The organism is Kaustia mangrovi, from assembly GCF_015482775.1.
GTDB lineage: Bacteria > Pseudomonadota > Alphaproteobacteria > Rhizobiales > Im1 > Kaustia > Kaustia mangrovi.
The window spans coordinates 1,404,243-1,424,795 of the sequence record NZ_CP058214.1; the positions used below are offsets into that span (position 1 = coordinate 1,404,243).

Consider the following 20,553-nt stretch of genomic DNA (forward strand, 5'->3'; position numbering starts at 1 on the left):
ACAAGTTGATTTCTTTGATTGCCTCCGCCGCCGGCTGCGCCTAGGCTGTCGCCCATGACGCGGGACAAGATGACGCAGCACGCCACGCTGGCGCACATGCCTCCGGCCGACGACGACGATGCGGCCCATTCCGGCCTTCTACTGCGCCAGTCCCGGCTGACGGATCAGGTCTACGAGCTGCTTCTCCTGGAGATCGCCCGGGGCGCCTATGTCATCGGCGAGCGGCTGCCCTCCGAACCGCAGCTATGCACGGAATTCGGCGTGTCGCGGCCGGTCATCCGCGAGGCGCTCGCCCGCCTGCGCGCCGACGACATCGTGCGCAGCCGGCGCGGCTCGGGCACCTATGTGGTGCGCGAGCCAAGCCACGATTTCGCGGCCCTCGCCCCCTCCGGCGCGCTGGCGGAGATCCAGCGCGCCAACGAGTTCCGCATCGGCATGGAGACGGAGGCCGCCGCACTCGCCGCCATCAGGCGCAACGCCGACGACCTCAAGGCCATGGAGACGGCCAACGAGGCCGTCGCCGCCGCGCTCGAGGCCGACGAGGTCGGCGCGGAGGCCGATCTGGACTTCCATCGCGCCGTGGCGCTCGCCACCCGCAACCACCTGTTCGTTCAGGGCATCCAGATGCTGAGCGCGCCGATCCTCACCTCCATCACGGTCGCCCGCCGGCTCAAGCAGATCGGCAATCGCGACCGGCTGAACGAGGTGCTCGCCGAGCATGAGGAGGTGCTTGCCGCGATCCGCAGGCAGGATGCCGAGACCGCCCGCACGGCCATGCATGCCCACATGACGAAATCGCGCGACCGCATGCACGGTTTCATGACAGACTGATCCCCTTCATCCCAGCCCAGAGGAGCTTCCCGCATGCCGCAGGAAATAGCCATGCTTGCGTCCGTCTTCGGCCAGGTCCCCGGACTGCTGGACGAGTTCCGGAAGCATTTCACCGTCCACCTCATGAACAAGCCGGAGCTGTTCGACCCGGAGGCCGCCAGGCGGGTGCGCGCCATCGCGACCTCGGGCGGCGTCGGCGCCGATGCCAGCGTCTATGACCGCTTTCCCGCAGCCGAGATCGTGGCGAGCTTCGGCGTCGGCTACGACCAGGTCGACGTCGCGGAAGCCGAGCGGCGCGGCCTGAAGGTCACCAACACGCCGGGCGTGCTGACCGAGGACGTCGCGGACCTCGCCATCGCGCTGCTCCTCGCCGTCTCCCGCGATATCGTGGTGGGCGATGCCCATGCGCGAAGCGGCGACTGGGCGGCGAAGGGCCCCATGCCCCTGAAGCGCAAGGTGTCGGGCAAGCGCGCCGGCATTGTGGGGCTCGGCGGCATCGGGCAGGACATCGCCCGGCGCGCGGCGGCCTTCAACATGGACATCGCCTGGACCGGCCCGCGCCCCAAGCCCGACCAGCCCTATGAGTACGTTCCCGATCCGGTGGCCCTGGCTGAGCGCTCCGACGTGCTCTTCGTCTCCTGCGTCGGGGGCCCCGAGACGCGCCATCTCGTCAATACGCAAGTGCTGAAGGCGCTCGGGCCGGAGGGCATCCTCGTCAATGTCTCGCGCGGCTCCGTGGTCGACGAGGACGCGCTGATCGCCGCCCTTCGCGCCGACGGGCTCTACGGGGCGGGCCTCGACGTGTTCGAGAACGAGCCGGAGATCCCGCAAGCCCTCAAGGACGATCGCCGTGTCGTGCTCCATCCCCACCACGCGTCGGGCACGACAGAGACCCGGCGCGCCATGGGCCTTCTGGTGCTCGACAATCTGCGTGCCCATTTCGACGGCCGCCCCCTGCCGACGCCCGTCGTCGGCTAGAGTTTGCACTCAAACGGCACCGGCTGAGCTCCCCCACCCGGCCACCCGCGGGATCGTAATTTCATGGGTGGCCGGGTGGGGGAGCGGGCCGGGGCAGCCCGACCGGACAGGACCTACCCCCAGACGACGTGCCTGAGACCCATCAGGATCAGGATGACGATCACCGACATGCCGATGCCGTAGGCCGCGTTCCACCGCCAGGCGACCGTCCAGACCGGCAGGGAGAGCTGCCGGCCCATATAGAGCGCCGTGCCGGAAAAGGGCGAGACCACCGTTGCGAGCCCCCAGCTCGCCACCATGCAGAGCGCCACGATCTCGGCGGGAAGCCCCAGAACGGCCGGCGGCAGGGCCTCCCCGATCACGATCACGGGGATGACCGGGTGGAGGCCGATCAGCCCGAGGGCGACACTGACGCCGATAATCATCGCGATGGCGCCGTCGCCCGTGGGGATCGTCGTGGCGATATCGGGGTGGCCGATCATGGCCGACACGCCCGTGCCGAAGAGGCTCGCCCCGGTGAACAGCAGCACCTCGCTGCGCAGCGACGGCAGGTCGAGCAGGAGCTGGGGCATCAGACGGCCGGGGCCCGTGCCCGTACGCCCGGCGAGCAGGAACAGCCAGATCAGCGCATGAACGGGCGCGACGATGCCGATCGCGACCGGGGTCGACAGTCCCGCCGTCCCGGAGAGCGCTAGGATGGGCACGACGAGGCTCAGGAAGATCGTCAGTGCGCCGAGCCAGGCGCGGCGGTTGGCCGGCGGCGGCGGCGCGGGCGCGCGCACGCCGGACCGGGTCAGCCGGTCGAGCCCCCAGGCCACGAGGATCATCGTCGCGGAGAGCATCATGCCGAACGGGGCGAAATCGAACCAGGACAGCTCCGGCAGGATGCTCAGGACCACCGCCGTCGACACGAAGAGCGGCGACCAGCACGACGCCGCGGAAAAGCCACGGATCATGGCGAGCGCGAGCCGGCGCTTGAGTGCCGGGTCCGACTGGCGCGCGAGCACCGTCGCCACGAGCTGCACCCCCGCGAGGTTGAGCACGGCGCCGAAGATGTTGGAGGTGAAGGCGAGCGCCAGGAAGCGCCGCCCGGGCGGCTGCTCGACGACCTGCTGGCCGACGGCGCGCAGGGCCGGGCTTTCGAGCGCGGCGACCCGCAGGCAGGCGACGGCGGCGAACAGCACCAGGAACTGCAGAGCCCGCTCCACGCCGCCGGTCGCGACCTCCTCAAACGCGCCCGCCCCGTAGCCGAGCGCGAGGCCGGCGCCGCCGAGCACCAGCCCCAGACCGCGCTGCGCGACGGGAACATGCCGGATCTCGAGCGCGAGATAGAGGGCGAGCAGCGCCGCCGCCGCCACGAAAGCGGGCCGGATATCGCCGACCGCGGCGACGAGCGTGAGCAGGGCGAAGCCGGCATAGGCCAGCGCGGACACCCGGGACCGGCGAAGGCCGGGCGCGGTTTGCGGCGCGAGTGCGGAACGATCCATCGGGCGGAACGGATCAGGCGATCCGGAAGGACAGGTCGGGATGACGGGCGGGGTGGACAGGCCAGTTACGCATGCAAGCCTGCGCCCTGTCCGCCCCGATGTCCAGCCTCGCCGTTCATCCGCGCGGCGTGACCTCGGTGCGCTCCGGCACGAGGAAGGAGAAATCGCAGCCCCTGTCGGCCTGCAGCACCGTGTCGGAGAAGAGCCTCGCATAGCCGCGCTCCGGCGCCGGACGGGATGCGGATGCCCCCGCCCCGGCAGCCGCCCGCCGCGCCGCCAGCTCCTCGTCGGAAACCATGAGGTCGAGCGTGCGGCCGGGCACGTCGAGCCGGATCGTATCGCCGTCGCGCACCAGTCCGAGCGGCCCGCCTTCCGCCGATTCGGGGGTGACATGGAGCACGATGGTCCCGCTCGCCGTGCCGCTCATGCGGGCGTCGGAGATGCGCACCATATCCGTCACCCCCTGGCGCGCGAGCTTGCGCGGAATGGGCATGTAGCCCGCCTCCGGCATGCCCGGCGCACCCTTCGGCCCCGCGCTCTGCAGAACGAGGATGTCGTCGGGCGTCACGTCGAGGTTCTCGTCGTCGACGCGGCGCGCCATGTCCTCGATGGAGGTGAAGACCACCGCGCGCCCGGTATGGGAAAGAAGGCCGGCATCCGCCGCCGACTGCTTGATGACGGCCCCGCCCGGCGCGAGCGAGCCACGCAGCACGGCCATGCCGCCTTCGCGATAGACCGGGTCGGAGAACGGCCGCACGACGGATTGCGGCCATGGGGCGGGTGCGGCGTCGATCTCCTCGCCGAGCGTGCGCCCGGTCACCGTCAGGCAGTCGAGATGGAGCAGATGGCGGATCTCACGCAGTACCGCGACGAGCCCGCCCGCACGTTCCAGATCCTCCATATAGTGGGTGCCGGACGGCTTGAGGTCGACAAGGACGGGCGTCTCCCGGCCGATCCTGTCGAAGGCGTCCAGATCGACCGCGATGCCGAGACGGCCGGCCATGGCCGTCAGATGGACGATGCCGTTGGTCGACCCGCCAATGGCGAGCAGCACCCGCAACGCATTCTCGAAGGCCTCCGCCGTCATGATCCGGTCGGGGGTGAGCCCGCGCCCGGCGAGACGCACGGCTTGCGTTCCCGTCATCTCCGCGATCCGCCGCCGGCTGGAGGAGACAGCGGGCGCCGCCGCGCCGCCCGGCAGCATCATGCCAAGCGCCTCCACCACGCAGGCCACGGTGCTCGCCGTGCCCATCACGCCGCAGGTCCCCGCCGTCGGCACGAGCTGGCCGTTGACCCCGGCGATCTCGTCGGCATCGATCTCGCCCGCCCGGAACCGGGCCCAGAAGCGGCGGCAGTCGGTGCAGGCGCCGACACGCTCGCCACGATGGCTGCCGGTGAGCATCGGGCCGGTGACGAGCTGGATCGCCGGCACACCGGCGCTCGCCGCCCCCATGAGCTGGGCCGGCACGGTCTTGTCGCAGCCGCCGATCAGCACCACCGCGTCCATGGGCTGGGCACGGACCATCTCCTCGGTGTCCATCGCCATGAGGTTGCGCAGATACATGCTGGTGGGATGGGCGAAGGATTCGTGGATCGAGACCGTCGGAAACGGCACGGGCAGTCCGCCCGCCAGCATCACCCCGCGCTTCACCGCCTCCACGAGATCCGGCACCGTCGCATGGCACGCATTATAGGCGCTGAAGGTGTCCGCAATGCCGATGATCGGCCGGTCGAGCGCATCGTCCGTATAGCCGAGCCCCTTGATGAAGGCCTTGCGCAGGAAGAGCGAGAATTCGGCGTCGCCATAGCTCGTCAGCCCCTTCTTCATGCCCTTCGGCGCGCCGTTGTCCGGACTGCCCATTGCCTGCACCTCCGCCATGGTCCGCATCTCGTTCTCCCGCACTGGAGCTTTTGTCGCCAGGATTGTCAACAATATGTTTGACACGTCGTCGAACCCGTCCATAGAGTTGGCCGGAGCGGGGAGAGGCAGATTGGAACAGCCAGCATGGGCGACACCGCAGCGACATTGGCCGGAGACGGCGACGGCCTTGTCCGGCCCGACGCACCGGCCGGGTCGCTCGCGCAGGTCACCGCCATGCTGGAGGAGGATATCGTCTTCGGGCGGCTCCATCCCCGCGAGCGGCTGATCGAGGAAGACCTCGCCGAGCGTTTCGGTGCGAAGCGCCATGTGGTCCGCCAGGCGCTGGTGGAGATGGAGCGCCTCGGGCTCGTGGAGCGCATCCACCACCGCGGCGCCGTCGTGCGCGAATACACACCGGAAGAGGTGGAGCAGATCCACGCTGTCCGGCAGCTTCTGGAGGGCAAGGCGGCCGCGCTCATCCCCCTGCCCGTCCCGCCCGGCGCGATGGACCGGCTGGAGGCCATGCAGAGGGCCCATGCCGATGCGGTCTCCCGGGACAACCGGCGGGACGCCTTCCGCATCAACCTCGTCTTCCACAGGACGCTGTTCGCCCTGTGCGGCAATCCGTTTCTCGTGGAGGCCATCGACGACTTCGCCCAGAAGTCGCACGCCTACCGCTCCTCGGTGACCATCGCCGCATTGCGCCGGTCGACCGAGCATCACTGGCAGATCCTCGCCGCCCTGAAGTCCGGCGACCGCGAGGCGCTGATCGCCCTGTGCCAGGAGCATCTGGTCCCGGCCAAGGACGACTATATCGCCGCCTACCGGGCACGATATTGCGATTGAACGGCCGGGCCGGCACGGAGGCCGGCCCGCCTGTCCCGGACGTCAGGCCATCTCGCGCAGGCCCGGCATGGCGAAGCCGCGCCGTTCCAGCTCCGCGACGAGGCCGGCCTTCTGGTCCGCCGTCAGCTCGACGAGCGGCGGGCGCACGCGGGCCCAGCCGGCATCGCCCGTGAAATGGGCGACGGTCTGCTTGAGCGCCGGGATCATCGGATATTGCGCGACCGCCTGGCGGAAATCGGTCAGCGCCTTCTGGCGTTCGTCGGCATCGCCGGCCTGCCAGTTGGCATAGAGGTCGTGGATCGCCGCCGGATTGATGTTGGCGGTCGCGGAGATGCAGCCCACCCCGCCATTGCGCATATTGTCGAGCAGGAACGCCTCCGACCCGGCGAAGACGCGGAAGCCCGGGAACCGGTCGAGCATCGCCTTGGTGTTGCTCCAGTCGCCCGAGCTGTCCTTGATGCCGACCACGGTGTCGGGATAGTCCGCGGTCAGCCGCGCGATGAGATCGAGGCTGATCGGCACCTGGGCGACCGGCGGGATGTGATAGAGGTAGATCTTCAGCCGGCTGTCGCCCACGCGCTGGATCACCTCCGAATAATGGCGATAGAGCCCCTCGTCGGGCACGCCCTTGTAGTAGAAGGGCGGCAGCATCAGCACGCCGGCGCAGCCGAGCCCGACCGCATGGGCGGTGACCTCGACGGTTTCCGTCAGCGAGCAGGCGCCCGTTCCGGGCATCATCCGTCCGGTATCGACACCCGCCTCGATCAGCCTCTCCAGCAGCGCCATGCGCTCCGACCCGGCCATGGAGTTGGCCTCGCTGTTGGTGCCGAAGACCGCCAGGCCGCAATTCTGCGAGAGGAGCCAGCGGCATTGCCGGATCCACCGGTCGGCGTCGGGCTTCAGGTCTTCGGTGAACGGGGTCACGACCGGCGAGAGAACGCCGGCTAGACCAGCGGAGTGCTGTGTCGTCATGGAGGTAGTCCGGTCCTTTTAGACAATGGGTCCGACCGCGTGGTACGGATCGGCGAGGGAGCGGGTACTATGGCCCACATCGCACCCGACTTCTATCTGGATCGTGGAAAACATGCCGCTCCCCCCAGCATCCGAAACGGCTGTCGACCGCGCGCTCGCCGGGCGCATCGAGACCGCGCTGGCCACCCGCGCGCTCGCCGCGCGCCCGCTCGCCGGCGGGTCCACCGTCGCGGTGCTGGCGGTCGATCTCGCCGACGGCACGACGGTCGTCGCCAAATGGGGCGACGGCATGCAGGAGCTGGAGGCCTGGATGCTCGCCGAGCTCGCCCGCCGGAGCGACCTGCCATTGCCCGCGGTGCGCCATGTCGAGCCGGGACTCCTGCTTCTCGACCATGTGCCCCACGAGGCCGGGCTGCCGGGCCCGGATGTCTGGCGCCATGCGGCCGACCTGCTCGCCGCGCTCCACGCCATCCCGCAGCCCCGCTTCGGCTTGGGGCGCGACACCGCCATCGGCCGCCTCGCCCAGCCCAACCCGCAAGGCGAGAGCTGGGTCGCCTTCTTCCGCGATCACCGGCTCCTGCACATGGCGCGCGAGGGCCACCGCGAGGGCACGGTCGGCGCCGACCTCCTGAGGCGGCTCGAAGCCCTTGCCGGCCGTCTCGAGCAGTGGCTCGACGAGCCCGCCCACCCGGCTCTCCTCCATGGCGATGTCTGGCCGGGCAACATGCTCCATCGCGCGGGCCGCCTCGCCGCCCTCATCGACCCGGCCATCTCCTGCGGGCACCCCGAGCTGGAGATGGCCTATCCGACCATGTTCGCCGGCTACGATCCAGCCTTTCTCGCACGCTATGGCGAACACCGCCCAATCGATCCGGGCTTCTTCGAGATCCGCCGCGAGATCTACCTCATCTATCCCCGCCTCGTTCACGTACGCTACTGGGACACGGCCTATGCGGGCCCGATCCTGGCGACGCTCGACCGGCTGGGCCTTTGAGGAGACCGTCCCGGTACGGTCTCGCCCCATTCTCCCCCGGTTGACGGGGAATCGGCTTCGTGCCTAATAGGGACCGCAACTTCAAGTCTCAGCGGGGTGCCGGAGGCTGGCTGAGAGGCGCCGGGCGGACAGGTCCCGCGCCAACCCGTAGAACCTGATCCGGCTCGCACCGGCGGAGGGATGTGAGGCAACCTCTTCGGAGGCTATCTCCACCAAGCGCGGCCGCAAGACCAAGGGAGTGTTCCCATGCGGACGACCGGACGCCTCGCCGCCGCCCTGATCGCGCTTGGCCTCGCCGCCGGCGCCGCGCCGGCACAGGCCGAGGACCGGCCGACCCTCACCGTCTACACCTACGATTCCTTCGTCGCCGAATGGGGTCCGGGCCCGAAGATCGAACCGCTGTTCGAGGCGGAATGCGGCTGCGATCTCGACTTCGTCGGCGTGGAGGACGGCGTCGCGCTGCTGAGCCGGCTGCGGCTGGAGGGCGCACGCAGCAGCGCCGACATCGTGCTCGGGCTCGACACCAATCTCGTCGCGGAGGCCAGGGCCACCGGCCTCCTCGCATCCCACGGCCTCAAGGTCGAGGCGCCGATGCTGCCCGGTGGCTGGGACGACACCACCTTCGTTCCCTATGACTGGAGCTATTTCGCCTTCGTCTATGACAGCGAGGCGCTGAAGACCCCGCCGGCCAGCCTGCATGCGCTGGTGGAGGACAGCGACGCGGAGATCCTGATCGAGGATCCGCGCACCAGTACGCCGGGGCTCGGCCTGCTCCTGTGGATGAAGAAGGTCTATGGCGACGGCGCCGCCGACGCCTGGGAGGCCCTGCGTCCGCGCATCGTCACCGTCAGCACGGGCTGGAGCGAGGCCTACGGCCTCTTCAAGCAGGGCGAGGCGCCGATGGTCTTCAGCTACACGACCTCGCCCGCCTATCACATCATCGCGGAGGGCACGGAGCGCTACAAGGCCGCGATCTTCGAGGAAGGCCACTACATGCAGGTCGAGGTCGCCGCCATGCTGAAGGGCTCCGACCAGCCGAAGCTCGCCAGGCAGTTCCTGTCCTTCCTCCTGTCGGATGCGGTGCAGGCCATATTGCCCACGACCAACTGGATGTATCCCGTCATCGCGCCGAAGGACGGGCTTCCCGAAGCCTTCGCAGCGCCGCTCGACCCGGCTAAGGCGCTCGTCTATTCCCCCGACGAGGTCGCAGAGCACCGCGACGGGTGGATCAGGGAATGGCTCTCCGCCATGAGCCGCTGACGGCGGCGCCCGCGACATGGCCCTAGCCTTCCGTCTTCTGCCCGGCGCCCTGTCCGCGCTCGTCCTTGCGCTGGTGATCGGCGGCGCGCTCGGCGGCGTCCTGTCGGTCGCCGGACGCATCGACATGGCCGCGCTGCTCGGCGACGCCTATGTGCTCGGCATATTGCGCTTCACGGTCTGGCAGGCCTTCCTCTCCGCGGCGCTCAGCGTCGTCATCGCCATCCCCGTGGCGCGCGCCCTCGTGCGGCGCCAGCGATTTCCGGGCCGCGCCCTGCTGATCCGCCTTCTCGGCCTGCCCATGGTCATCCCCACCATTGTCGGCGTCCTGGGCCTCGTCGCCGTCTATGGCCGGTCCGGCGCGATCAACGACCTCCTGGCGATGGCCGGCACCGGGGCCCGGCTCGACATATACGGCCTCGGCGGCATTCTCATCGCCCATGTCTTCTTCAACATGCCGTTCGCCACGCGCCTCCTGCTTCAGGGCTGGGCGGGCATACCCGGCGAGAGCTTCAGGCTCGCAAGCCAGCTCGGCATGACCGGCGGCCAGATCTTCCGGCTGATCGAATGGCCCATGCTGCGCCAGATCGCGCCAGGGGTGGCGGGGCTCGTCTTCCTCATCTGCTTCACGAGCTTCTCCATCGTCCTCGTGCTCGGCGGCGGACCGCCCAACGCGACGCTGGAGGTCGCGATCTACCAGGCGCTGAGATTCGACTTCGACCTCGCCCGGGTCGTCGCCTTCGGCGTCCTGCAGGTCGGGCTGTGCGCCCTGATCGTCGGTGCCGGGCACCGTCTCGCACGGTCGGTGCCCGTGGAACTCGGCCTCGCGCGCGACATGCCGCGGCCGGACCTTGCCGCCCCCGCGGGGCGGATCGGCGATGCCGCGGCCATCGCCTTCGCCGCGCTCATGGTGCTGCTTCCGCTCGCGGCCATCGTCGCCTCCGGCGTCTCCGGCGACGCGTGGGGCGCGGCCACGCGGGCGCCCCTGTGGTTCGCCGCCCTCAGGAGCCTTGCCGTCGGTCTCTGCGCCGGCCTCCTCTCCTGCCTCATCGGCGCAGGGCTCGTGCTCACCGCGCGCGAGCTCGGCGTGCGCTACCGCCGGCCGGGGCTGGCAACGGCCATCGAGCTCGGCGGCAGCCTCATCCTCGTCGTGCCGCCCTTCGTGATCGGCGCCGGCCTCTTCATCCTGGTGCAGCCGGTGGCCGACGTCTTCGCCATCGGCCTCGTCTTCGTCGTGATCGTCAACGCGCTGATGGGCCTGCCGTTTGCGCTGCGCATCCTCATGCCGCCGGCCATGGAGGTCCATGAGCGCCATCTACGGCTCGCCGACGGGCTGGGGATCACGGGGCTGACGCGGCTGCGCCTCGTCGACTGGCCGCTCCTGAGAAGGCCGCTCGGGCTAGCACTCGCGCTGACCACCGCCCTGTCGCTCGGCGATTTCGGCGTGATCGCGCTCTTCGGCACGCGCCACAACCAGACCCTGCCCTATCTTCTCTACCAGCAGATGGGCAGCTACCGTATGGCCGATGCCGCGACGACGGCGCTGATCCTCGTCGGGCTGTGCCTTGCATTGTTCATCGTCATCGAACGGGGGATCGGCGGCCGTGGCCATGATCGCGCTTGAGGACGTCACCTTCCGCTACGAGGACATGGTGATGCGCTTCGCCCTCGCCATCGGGGCGGGCGAGCTCGCCGTCGTCTTCGGGCCGAGCGGCGCCGGCAAGACCACACTCCTGAACCTGATCGCGGGCTTCGACCGGCCGGATGGCGGACGGATCGTCATAGACGGGCGCGACATGGCCGGCGTGCCGCCCGCCGAGCGCCCGGTCACGACCCTGTTCCAGGACCACAATCTGTTCGCCCATCTGAGCGTCGAGCAGAATGTCGGCCTCGGTATCCATCCGGGCCTGAAGCTCTCGGCCGGCGACCGCGAGCGGGTTGCCGCCGCGCTGGAGGAGGTCGGCCTCGGCGGCTTCGGCAAGCGGCTTCCCAACCAGCTCTCCGGCGGCGAACGCCAGCGCGTGGCACTCGCCCGCTCCATCGTGCGCGACCGGCCGGTGCTCCTGCTCGACGAACCCTTCGCCGCGCTCGGCCCCGCCCAGCGTGGGCGCATGACGGCATTGGTGGAGCGGCTGCGCACTGACAGGGGCCTCACCGTCATGATGGTCAGCCACCAGCTCGAGGAGGCGCGCGAGCTGACCGGGCGGGCGGTCTTCGTGCAGGACGGCACGATCCTGTGCGAAGGCACGATCCGCGAGTTCCTGGCCGCGCCACCCCTGCCGGAGATCGCCGATTATCTGGGTTGAGGATCGCGACAGACCGTGCGGCCCCGCCCGCGAAGGGCGCTATGTCTCCTCCGCCTCCAGGACGAAGCTGCCCTCGGGAATGCGGTTGGTGATGAGGCCGCGGATCTTCGGACTGATGGCCTCGCTGTCGCCGGGGAACAGTCCGGAGGCGAGCAGCGCCTTGCGGATGTCGATACCGGTGCCGAGATATTCCATCAGCACCAGCGAGGCGGCGGGCTTGCGGCCGCGCTTGGCCGGCTCTCCCGTCTGGATGCCGCGCAGATAGTCGATCTTGGTGTGATAGCTCGGATAGAGCGCGACCTGGGTGATTCCGTTCCTGAGGAGCTGGTCGTATTCCACGATGAAGATGCGCTCGGCGAGAAAGAACACCGCGCCGGCATATTTGCCCGTCGTCGGCCCCTGGGCGCCGCGTTCCTGCAGCCGCTCGATATTGCGCCAGTAATAGCGCCCGTCCTTCTCGAATATCCGGGCGAGCGACTTGATGATATAGCCCGGATAGCTGAAGGCGTAGAAATAGCGGTAATAGTAGCCGACATACCGCTCCAGATCCCCCGATTGGGCATAGAGCGCCTCGATATGCTCCAGCGGTCCGGCGAGCGCCCCGGTCGAGACCGGACGGCGGCGCAGGGAGATGATCTCCACGAAGCGCGGATGCTCGAGCATCACCTCCGATTCCGTGACGCCGAAGAAATCGCAGATGCGGCGCATATTGTGGCGCGAGGGCCGGACCTGGCCGCTCAGATACTTGTTGAACTGCTGACGGTTGACATGGAGACGGCGGCAGACCTCCGCGATGGACGGGTAGTAGCCGCACAGATAGCTGAGATTTCGGGCGAATTCGTCGGTCATGGCGGCCAGGGCGTTGCCTTGTCTGATGGATCGGAAAACACACCGTCATCGCACTATGACGCACCCTGAGTGTCAAGATGCGAAGGGCTGCGAAGTTGCGCACCCCTGCCCCGATTGCGTTTGATGCCCGCCAGTCAACCCCTTCTATCTGGAGTGCGGCACGCGCCATGAGGACAGTCGCGAAATTCCCCCACGAAATCCGCGAGATCGAACACACCGAGATCGTCCTGCCGGACGGCTGCCGGCTGGCAGCGCGCATCTGGCTACCCGCCGATGCGGAGGAGGCGCCGGTTCCGGCCATCCTCGAATATCTGCCCTATCGCAAGAACGACCTGACCGCCAAGCGCGACGCGACCATGCATCCCTATACGGCGGGCCACGGCTATGCCTGCGTGCGCGTCGACATGCGCGGAGCGGGCGAATCGGACGGCGTCCTCCACGACGAATATCTCGAGCAGGAGCTCAGGGACGGCGTGGACGTGATCGCCTGGATCGCCGAACAGCCCTGGTGCGACGGCAATGTCGGCATGAAGGGCATCTCCTGGGGCGGCTTCAACGGCCTGCAGGTCGCAGCGCTGCAGCCGCCGGCTCTGAAGGCCGTCATCACGCTGTGCTCCACCGACGACCGCTATGCCGACGACGTCCATTACATGGGCGGCTGCCACCTGATCGAGAACATCTCCTGGGCCTCGATCATGCTGGCCCGCAACTCGCTGCCGCCCGATCCGCGCCTCGTGGGCGAGCGCTGGCGCGACATGTGGATCGAGAGGCTGAAGGGCAGCGGACTGTGGCTCGAGCACTGGCTCGGCCACCAGCGCCGCGACGCCTTCTGGCAGCACGGCTCGGTGTGCGAGGATATCGGCCGGATCGAGTGCCCCGTCTATGCGGTCGGCGGCTGGGCCGACGGCTATACCAACACCGTCTTCCGCCTGCTGGAGAGCCTCGAAGTGCCGGTCAAGGGCCTCGTCGGCCCCTGGGCGCACACCTATCCCCATATCGGCGCCCCCGGCCCCGCCATCGGCTGGCTCCAGGAGGAACTGCGCTGGTGGGACTACTGGCTGAAGGGCCGCGACACGGGCATCATGGACGAGCCGCGCTTGCGCGCCTGGATGCAGGAGGCCGTCGAGCCGAAGACCTGGTATGAGAGCCGCGCCGGCCGCTGGATCGCCGAGCCGGGCTGGCCGTCGGCAGATATCCGCTGGACCCCCTTCGCGCTCGATGCCGGCGGCAGGCTCGCCGGCCAGGGCGAGGAGGCCACGGACGGCGCGCTCGCCGTCTCCTCGCCGCTGAGCGTCGGCCAGCATGGCGGCAAATGGTGCTCCTATGCCCTGCCCGGCGACCAGCCGGCCGACCAGAACACCGACGATATCGGCAGCCTCGTCTTCGAGACCGCGCCGCTCGACGCCCCGATGGAGATCCTCGGCGCTCCGGTCGCGACGCTGGAGCTCGAGAGCGACAAGCCGGTCGCCACGGTGGCGCTCAGGCTCAGCACGGTCGCACCCGACGGCGCGGCGACACGGTTCACCTACACCGTGCTGAACCTCACCCATCGCGCAAGCCACGAAGCGCCGGAGCCCCTGGAGCCCGGCAAGCGCTACACGATCGAGATCCCGCTCAACAATATCGGCCAGCAGGTCCCCGCCGGCCACAGGCTGAGGCTGTCGATCTCGACCACCTACTGGCCGATCGTCTGGCCGGCGCCGGAGCCCGTCACGCTGACGGTACACACGGGCGCCTCCTCGCTCCGCCTTCCCGTGCGGCCCGCGCGCGCGGAAGACAAGGCGCTCCAGCCCTTCGGGGAGGTCGAGCACGCCCCGGCGCTCCCCATCACCGAGATCGCACCGCCGGACGCCTATTGGCGCGTCACCCACGACCTCGCCAACGATGCCCATCTCGTGGAGATCGGCGACGGATACGGCACGATCCGCTTCGACAATATCGACCTCACCCTCGCCATGAACGGCGTGGAACGCTACGGCTACAGCGATGGCGATTACGGGTCGGTGACGGGCGAAGCGCGCTGGGAGGCGGCCCTTTCGCGCGGCGACTGGTCGATGAGGACCGTCACCGAGACGACCCTGACGTCGGACCGGGACACCTTCCGCATCGTGGCCAGAATGCAGGCCTTCGAGGGCGACGAGCTCGCCTATGAGCAGAGCTGGGACCGGACCATCCCGCGCGATCTCGTCTAGCATACTTCGCAGTGTGACGCATTTACTGCGTCATGATGCACACAGTGCGAAATTGCGGCGCGAGACAGCAGTCCATCTAATAGCGCGCACGCGGTACAATGCCTTCCGACCGTGATCGGTCACCCCAGCCGGAGGGCGCATTTCCTTGAAGGAGGGAGAGGCGACAATGTCGAGACACACCCGTTCATCCATCAGGACCATCGCCGTGCCGAGGCGCACGGTGCTGAAGGGCATCGCCGGCGCGGGCGCCATGGCCACCACCCTGCCCATCACCCGCGCGATCTGGGCGGCGGAGGGCAAGACCCTGCGCGCCCGCAACTATGCGGACATCGACAAGCTCGACCCCGGCTTCTACCAGAACGCCTACAATGTCGACGTCATGAACTGCATCTACTCCAAGCTCATCCACTACAAGCCCGGCCACGAATGGGCCTGGGAGCTTCAGGCGGCGGAGTCCATCGAACAGGTCGACGACACCCATATCCGCTTCCGCTTGCGCAAGGGGATCATGTTCACTGACGGCTATGGCGAGATGACGGCGGAGGACGTGAAGTTCTCCTTCGAGCGCGTCATCGAGTTCGATTCCCCCGTCAAGGGCGACTGGGGCCCGCTCGACCATGTCGAGGTGGAGGACGACCATACCGGCGTCATCGTCCTCAAATCGCCCTTCCAGCCGCTCTGGAACATCACCCTGCCCTTCGGCTGCGGCCACATCGTGTCCAAGAAGGCGGTAATGGAGAAGACCGGGGACGGCGGCGATTTCGGCATGGAGCCGCCCTGCTTCTCCGGGCCTTACGTGCTGGCGGAATGGAAGCCGGACCAGTATGTGCGCCTGACGCGCAACCCCGATTATGCGGGCCCCGACAAGCCGGGTTTCGACGAGATCCGCATCCTGCCGATGGACGACGAGAAGACCGCCGAGATCGCCTATGAGGCCGGCGACATCGACTTCACGCAGGTGAGCCTCGCCTCGCTCGGCAACTACAAGCAGGACATGCCCGACGACACCACGATCGACGAATATCCCTCGCTCTACTATGCCTGGGTCGGCATGAACGTCGATCACCCCAAGCTCAAGGACATCAATGTCCGCAAGGCGATCCAGTGGGCGATCAACGTGCCGCAGATCATGGACGCGGCCTATTTCGGCGAGGCCAAGCCCGCCACCGGCCTCATCGCGCCGGGCCTTATCGGCCATCGCGAGAAGGCGCTTGTCCCGCCGGAGGGCGATCTCGACACGGCGCGGGATTACCTCGCCAAGGCCGGGCTCGACAGCCTCGATGTCGCCATCGACGTGCTGAACGCCTCCCAGTGGAAGACCATGGCGGAGGTGATCCAGGCCCAGCTCGCCCAGATCGGCGTCAATCTCGACATCCGGGTGCAGGATTCGGGCTCGTTCTGGACCATGGGCATGGAAAGCGAGGGCGAGCGCTGGAAGGACCTCCAGCTCATCATCAACCGCTTCTCCATGGTTCCGGACCCCTACTACGCCACGGAGTGGTTCACCTGCGAGCAGGTCGGCGTGTGGAACTGGGAGCGGTTCTGCAACGAGCGCTTCGACACGCTGCACGAGGAGGCCGTGGCCATCTCCGATCCGGAGAAGCGCGGCGCCATGTATCGCGAGATGCAGGACCTCATGGAGGACTCCGGCGCCTATCGCTTCCTCACCCACGAGGCCGCCCCGATGATGTATCGCACGAGCCTCGTGAAGCCCGCGCTGCGCCCCGACGGCCGCCCGCTCTACCGCTTCTTCGAGACGGCATGAGCGTGACGGAGGACCGAACGGGGAAGGAGCGGTAGGCCCCATGTGGATCTACTTCCTGCGAAGAACGGTGCTGGCGATCGCCATCGTGGCGATCGCCGTCACCCTGCTCAGGGTCATGATCCATGCGGTTCCGGGCGACCCGGCCGTGATGATGCTCGGCCCCCGCGCCACGCCGGCGCTGATCGCGGAGTTCCGCGAGAAGATGGGGCTCAACGAGCCGTTCCATGTGCAGATGGTGACCTTCTTCGCCAATCTGCTGAAAGGCGACATGGGCACGGACGTCTTCACCGGCCGGTCGGTGACGCAGATCGTGATGGAACAGCTTCCCTACACGGTCGAGCTGATCTTCACCTCGGTGGGCTGGGCGGCGCTCATCGGCATTCCGCTGGGGTGCTATTCCGCGATCCGCCGCAACACGCTGTTCGACAAGATCACCGGCATCGCCTCGGTCGGCACCATCTCCATCCCCTCCTTCGTCATGGCGCTCTATGCGCTCCTCATCTTCGCGGTGGGGCTCGGCTGGCTGCCGGCCGTCGGCGCCGGCGAGGGAACCCTCGGGGACCGGCTGCATCATCTGATCCTGCCCTCGCTCGCCGTCGGCATCCCCTGGGTCGGCTATACCGCGCGGATCGTGCGCGCCTCCATGCTGGAGGTCCTGGGCGAGAACCATGTGCGCATGGCGCGCGCCTTCGGCCTGCCGGAGATGCGGATCATCTTCCGCTACGCCCTGCCCATCGCCATCCTGCCGACCATCACGCTGCTCGGCGTCGGCGTGGCCTATCTCCTGTCGGCGGCGGTGTTCGCGGAGGTGATCTTCGCGCGCCCCGGCATCGGCTCGCTGATCGTCAACGCGGTCGACGAGCGCAACTACCCCATCGTCATGGGCTGCGTGCTGGTCACGACCGTCCTCATCGTGGCCGCCACCATGATCTCCGACTTCGTCAACGCGCTGCTCGACCCGCGCGCGCGGGAGGGGCTGTAGGAAATGCACATGCGGCAGACTCACACCCCTCACCCGGCGCCTTGCGGCGCCACCCTCTCCCGCGAGGGGAGAGGGTTCGCTTGGCGCGTCCGCTTCCCTTTCCCTCTCCCCTCGCGGGAGAGGGAGGGGCCCATCGCCGATACGGCGATGGGAGGGTGAGGGGGTGTGAACCGCCCCACATCCATGGGGGTCCGTCATGAGCACCGTCGAGGACAGCACCGCGAGACGGGGCCGGATCGCCGGCGAGGGCGCCTTCGTCCAGCATCTGCGCCAGCTCTCGCGCGACCAGCTCGGCATGCTGGGCCTCATCCTCGTGCTCATCATCGTGCTGGGCGCGATCTTCGCCGACTGGATCGTGCCCTACGACCCGCTGAAGATCTATGCCGGCCCGCGGCTCGCGCCGCCCTCCTGGGAGCACTGGTTCGGCACCGACCAGCTCGGCCGCGACGTCCTCTCCCGCGTCATCGCCGGAGGGCGGGTCGCGCTCCAGGTCGCGATCGCGACGCTTGCCGCGGCCCTCAGCGTCGGCCTCCTGCTCGGGCTGATCGCGGGCTACGGGCCGCGCTGGCTCGACAACGCGCTGCTCCTGCTGTTCGACGCGGTGCGCTCCTTCCCGATCATCATCTTCGCGCTGGCCGTGGTCACGCTGATCGGACCGAGCCTCTATACGGTCATCCTGGTCGTCGCCATCACCTCGATCCCCAACTATGCGCGCATCGTGCGCACCCAGACGCAGGCCATGCGCACAAACGAGTTCATCCTCGCCGAGCGCGCCATGGGGGCGGGGCCGGCCCGCATCCTCGCCATCCACATCCTGCCCAATGTGATCGGGCCCCTGCTCATCCTCGCCAGCATGGATGTGCCGCTGGTGATCTCCGTGGAGGCGGGGCTGAGCTTCCTCGGCATGGGGGTCAAACCGCCGACGCCGTCCTGGGGCACCATCCTCAATGACGGCTACAGCTATATCCGCAACTCGCCCTGGCCGGTGATCGCGGGCGGCATCCCGATCATCCTCGTGACCCTCGGCTTCACCTTCCTCGGCGAGGCCCTGCGCGACATCTTCGATCCCAAGCTCAGGAAGGACCTATGAGCGCCGCTTCCGATCCACTCCTGGATGTGCGCGGCCTGTCGCTCGATTTCGGCAGCCCGCGCGGACGCATCCACGCGTTGCGCAATGTGAGCCTCGAGGTCGGGGCCGGGCGGGTCGTCGGCATCGTGGGCGAAAGCGGCTGCGGCAAGTCCACGCTCGCCTATTCGATCATCGGGCTCCTGGCCGCCAATGCCGAGGTGGTCGGCGGCGAGATCGTCTTTTCCGGCCGCAACCTCATCGGGCTGCCGGACAGCGAGATGCGGGCGCTGCGCGGGCGCGAGATGTCCATGATCTTCCAGGACCCGATGACCGCGCTCAACCCGGTCCAGACCATTGGCACGCAGATGCTCGCCATCCAGTATCGCGATGCGGTCCCGACGCGCGAGAAGCGCAAGCGCGCCGTGGAGATGCTCGTCAAGGTCGGCATTCCCGATCCGGAAAGCCGGCTGAAGGCCTATCCCCACCAGTTCTCCGGCGGCATGCGCCAGCGCATCTGCATCGCCATGGCGCTGCTCGTGAACCCGTCGCTGCTCATCGCCGACGAGCCGACCACGGCCCTCGACGCGACGCTGGAGGTGCAGATCGTGGAGCTCCTCAAGGATCTCCAGAAGGATATGGGCTGCTCCATCCTGTTCGTCTCGCACCATCTGGGCACGGTCGCGGAGCTGTGCGACGACGTGGTGGTGATGTATGCCGGCGAGGTCGTGGAGCGCGGCAGCGTGCGCGACATCTTCCACACGCCGAGCCACCCCTATACCGAGGCCCTGCTCGAATGCGACCCGGGCCGCATCCGGGAGAAGACACGCGAGCTGCCGACCATTCCGGGCGACGTGCCGAACCTGATCGACGTGCCCGACGGCTGCATCTTCCGCTCGCGCTGCCCGAAGGCCTTCGACCGCTGCGTCCGCGAGGCGCCCGCGCCGCGGCGGGTGAGCGGCGGGCACGAGGCCTCCTGCCACCTGCTCGACGAGCTCGCGGAGGCCGCGCCATGACGACACCGCTCCTCAAGGTCGACGATCTCAGGGTCCGGTTCCGGACCATGGGGCCTCTCAAGGCGCTCGCCAAGGGTGTCCCGGACCCCTATATCGACGCGGTCTGCGGCGTCTCCTTCGACATTTCCGAAGGCGAGACGCTGGGACTTGTCGGGGAATCGGGATCGGGCAAGTCCACCATAGCCCGCGCGATCATGGGGCTCGTGCCGGCCGAGAGCGGCAGTGTGAGCTTCGCGGGAACCGACCTCACCGCCCTCTCGCCGCGCCGGTTCGCCCCCTATCGCCGCGACATGGCGATGATGTTCCAGGATCCGGTCGGCTCGCTGTCGCCGCGGCTCACCGTGCGCTCGCTCATCACCGAACCCTTCAGGATCCACGGGACCGGCGACCGCGATCTCGACGGGGAGGCGCGCCGGCTGCTTAAGATGGTCGGGCTCAACGAAGATTTCGCCCGCCGCTTCCCGCACCAGCTCTCCGGCGGCCAGGCGCGCCGCGTCGGCGTCGCCCGCGCGCTCGCCCTCAATCCGAAGCTCATCATCGCCGACGAGCCGACGGCGGGCCTCGACGTCTCCGTGCAGGGCGAGATCCTCAACCTGTTCGCCAGGCTCCAGGACGAGCTCGGCCTCGCGATCCTGATCATCACCCACAATCTGAACGTGGTGCGCCACATCACCGACCGCATGGCGATCATGTATCTCGGCCGCTTCGTGGAGCAGGGCCCGACGGAGGAGGTGTTCTACACGCCGCGCCATCCCTATACGGAAGCGCTGCTGTCGGCCAATCCGGAGCCCGACCCGGATGCCGTCCTCGACCGCATCGCGATCTCCGGCGAAGTGCCGAGCCTCATGAACCGGCCATCGGGCTGCGAGTTCCACACGCGCTGCCTCTATGCGCAGGCGAAATGCCGGACGGAGGCACCCGCCCTCACCGAGGCCGGCGAAAGCCACAGCTTCACCTGCCACTACCCCCTCACCGTCGCCCATACGGGCCGGACGAAGGCGGCTTCATAGGTCCCGACGACCTCCGGGACACTGTCTCTATGGCCGTGGGCTCTCAGCCTTCGCGGGGGCGAGCGGAGGAAACAAGCCTTCTTCCCCTTGCCGCTCATGCCCGCGCAGGCGGGCATCCAGCCGCTGCGAGGCGAATGTGCA

The 20,553-nt window shown here is 68.5% G+C and carries 17 protein-coding genes and 1 riboswitch; of the genes, 13 read left to right on the forward strand and 4 right to left on the reverse strand.

The window, feature by feature from the left end; all coding sequences use genetic code 11:
• Positions 1–54 precede the first annotated feature (54 nt).
• On the forward strand, positions 55–831 hold the full coding sequence (locus tag HW532_RS06655; RefSeq protein ID WP_213163642.1) for a FadR/GntR family transcriptional regulator: 777 nt from the start codon (positions 55–57) through the stop codon (positions 829–831).
• 33 nt (positions 832–864) lie between these two features.
• A complete protein-coding gene (locus HW532_RS06660) occupies positions 865–1,809 on the forward strand; it encodes a 2-hydroxyacid dehydrogenase (protein ID WP_246479605.1) in 945 nt (314 codons plus the stop codon).
• A gap of 113 nt (positions 1,810–1,922) precedes the next feature.
• On the opposite strand, the gene HW532_RS06665 is transcribed toward HW532_RS06660, so the two are convergent.
• A complete protein-coding gene (locus HW532_RS06665; protein ID WP_213163643.1) occupies positions 1,923–3,296 on the reverse strand; it encodes a hypothetical protein in 1,374 nt (457 codons plus the stop codon).
• A gap of 115 nt (positions 3,297–3,411) precedes the next feature.
• Positions 3,412–5,184 carry an IlvD/Edd family dehydratase gene (locus HW532_RS06670; RefSeq protein ID WP_246479607.1) on the reverse strand — a complete coding sequence of 591 codons (1,773 nt, stop codon included), beginning with the start codon at positions 5,182–5,184 and terminating at the stop codon, positions 3,412–3,414.
• Between the two features lie 117 nt (positions 5,185–5,301).
• Here HW532_RS06670 and HW532_RS06675 point away from each other — a divergent pair, with 117 nt between their 5' ends.
• Positions 5,302–6,003 (forward strand): GntR family transcriptional regulator, encoded by a 702-nt coding sequence (locus HW532_RS06675; RefSeq protein ID WP_213163644.1) that lies wholly within the window; start codon positions 5,302–5,304, stop codon positions 6,001–6,003.
• Between the two features lie 42 nt (positions 6,004–6,045).
• Here the strand turns inward: HW532_RS06675 and HW532_RS06680 are convergent, their stop codons facing one another.
• On the reverse strand, positions 6,046–6,975 hold the full coding sequence (locus HW532_RS06680) for a dihydrodipicolinate synthase family protein (RefSeq protein ID WP_213163645.1): 930 nt from the start codon (positions 6,973–6,975) through the stop codon (positions 6,046–6,048).
• Between the two features lie 112 nt (positions 6,976–7,087).
• Between HW532_RS06680 and HW532_RS06685 the strand changes: the two genes are divergently transcribed.
• The 4 genes from HW532_RS06685 (at position 7,088) to thiQ (ending at position 11,532) form a co-directional block, all read left to right on the forward strand.
• Entirely contained in the window at positions 7,088–7,969 is an 882-nt protein-coding gene (locus tag HW532_RS06685) for a fructosamine kinase family protein (protein WP_213163646.1), read from the forward strand.
• 82 nt (positions 7,970–8,051) lie between these two features.
• A riboswitch (TPP riboswitch) is annotated at positions 8,052–8,168 on the forward strand.
• 47 nt (positions 8,169–8,215) lie between these two features.
• Positions 8,216–9,229, forward strand: a complete 1,014-nt coding sequence (gene thiB, locus HW532_RS06690) for a thiamine ABC transporter substrate binding subunit (protein WP_213163647.1) — start codon at positions 8,216–8,218, stop codon at positions 9,227–9,229.
• Positions 9,230–9,245: 16 nt separating this feature from the next.
• Positions 9,246–10,850: a thiamine/thiamine pyrophosphate ABC transporter permease gene (thiP, locus tag HW532_RS06695; RefSeq protein WP_213163648.1), complete on the forward strand. Its 1,605-nt coding sequence runs from the start codon at positions 9,246–9,248 to the stop codon at positions 10,848–10,850.
• Positions 10,837–11,532 carry a thiamine ABC transporter ATP-binding protein gene (thiQ, locus tag HW532_RS06700; protein ID WP_213163649.1) on the forward strand — a complete coding sequence of 232 codons (696 nt, stop codon included), beginning with the start codon at positions 10,837–10,839 and terminating at the stop codon, positions 11,530–11,532. The genes thiP and thiQ overlap by 14 nt, the downstream gene beginning before the upstream one ends.
• A gap of 39 nt (positions 11,533–11,571) precedes the next feature.
• Here the strand turns inward: thiQ and HW532_RS06705 are convergent, their stop codons facing one another.
• Entirely contained in the window at positions 11,572–12,381 is an 810-nt protein-coding gene (locus tag HW532_RS06705; RefSeq protein ID WP_213163650.1) for a helix-turn-helix domain-containing protein, read from the reverse strand.
• Positions 12,382–12,548: 167 nt separating this feature from the next.
• Between HW532_RS06705 and HW532_RS06710 the strand changes: the two genes are divergently transcribed.
• The 6 genes from HW532_RS06710 to HW532_RS06735 all read left to right on the forward strand — a co-directional run bounded on the left by HW532_RS06710 (position 12,549) and on the right by HW532_RS06735 (position 20,412).
• On the forward strand, positions 12,549–14,573 hold the full coding sequence (locus HW532_RS06710) for a CocE/NonD family hydrolase (RefSeq protein WP_213163651.1): 2,025 nt from the start codon (positions 12,549–12,551) through the stop codon (positions 14,571–14,573).
• Positions 14,574–14,739: 166 nt separating this feature from the next.
• A complete protein-coding gene (locus tag HW532_RS06715; RefSeq protein WP_213163652.1) occupies positions 14,740–16,338 on the forward strand; it encodes an ABC transporter substrate-binding protein in 1,599 nt (532 codons plus the stop codon).
• A gap of 40 nt (positions 16,339–16,378) precedes the next feature.
• Complete coding sequence (locus HW532_RS06720) at positions 16,379–17,320, forward strand: ABC transporter permease (RefSeq protein ID WP_213163653.1); 942 nt, start codon at positions 16,379–16,381, stop codon at positions 17,318–17,320.
• Between the two features lie 196 nt (positions 17,321–17,516).
• Positions 17,517–18,410: an ABC transporter permease gene (locus HW532_RS06725; RefSeq protein ID WP_213163654.1), complete on the forward strand. Its 894-nt coding sequence runs from the start codon at positions 17,517–17,519 to the stop codon at positions 18,408–18,410.
• Positions 18,407–19,402, forward strand: coding sequence for an ABC transporter ATP-binding protein (locus HW532_RS06730; protein WP_213163655.1), 996 nt, complete (start codon positions 18,407–18,409; stop codon positions 19,400–19,402). Before HW532_RS06725 ends, HW532_RS06730 begins: the two co-directional genes overlap by 4 nt.
• A complete protein-coding gene (locus tag HW532_RS06735; protein WP_213163656.1) occupies positions 19,399–20,412 on the forward strand; it encodes an ABC transporter ATP-binding protein in 1,014 nt (337 codons plus the stop codon). Before HW532_RS06730 ends, HW532_RS06735 begins: the two co-directional genes overlap by 4 nt.
• The last annotated feature ends 141 nt before the right edge of the window (positions 20,413–20,553 follow it).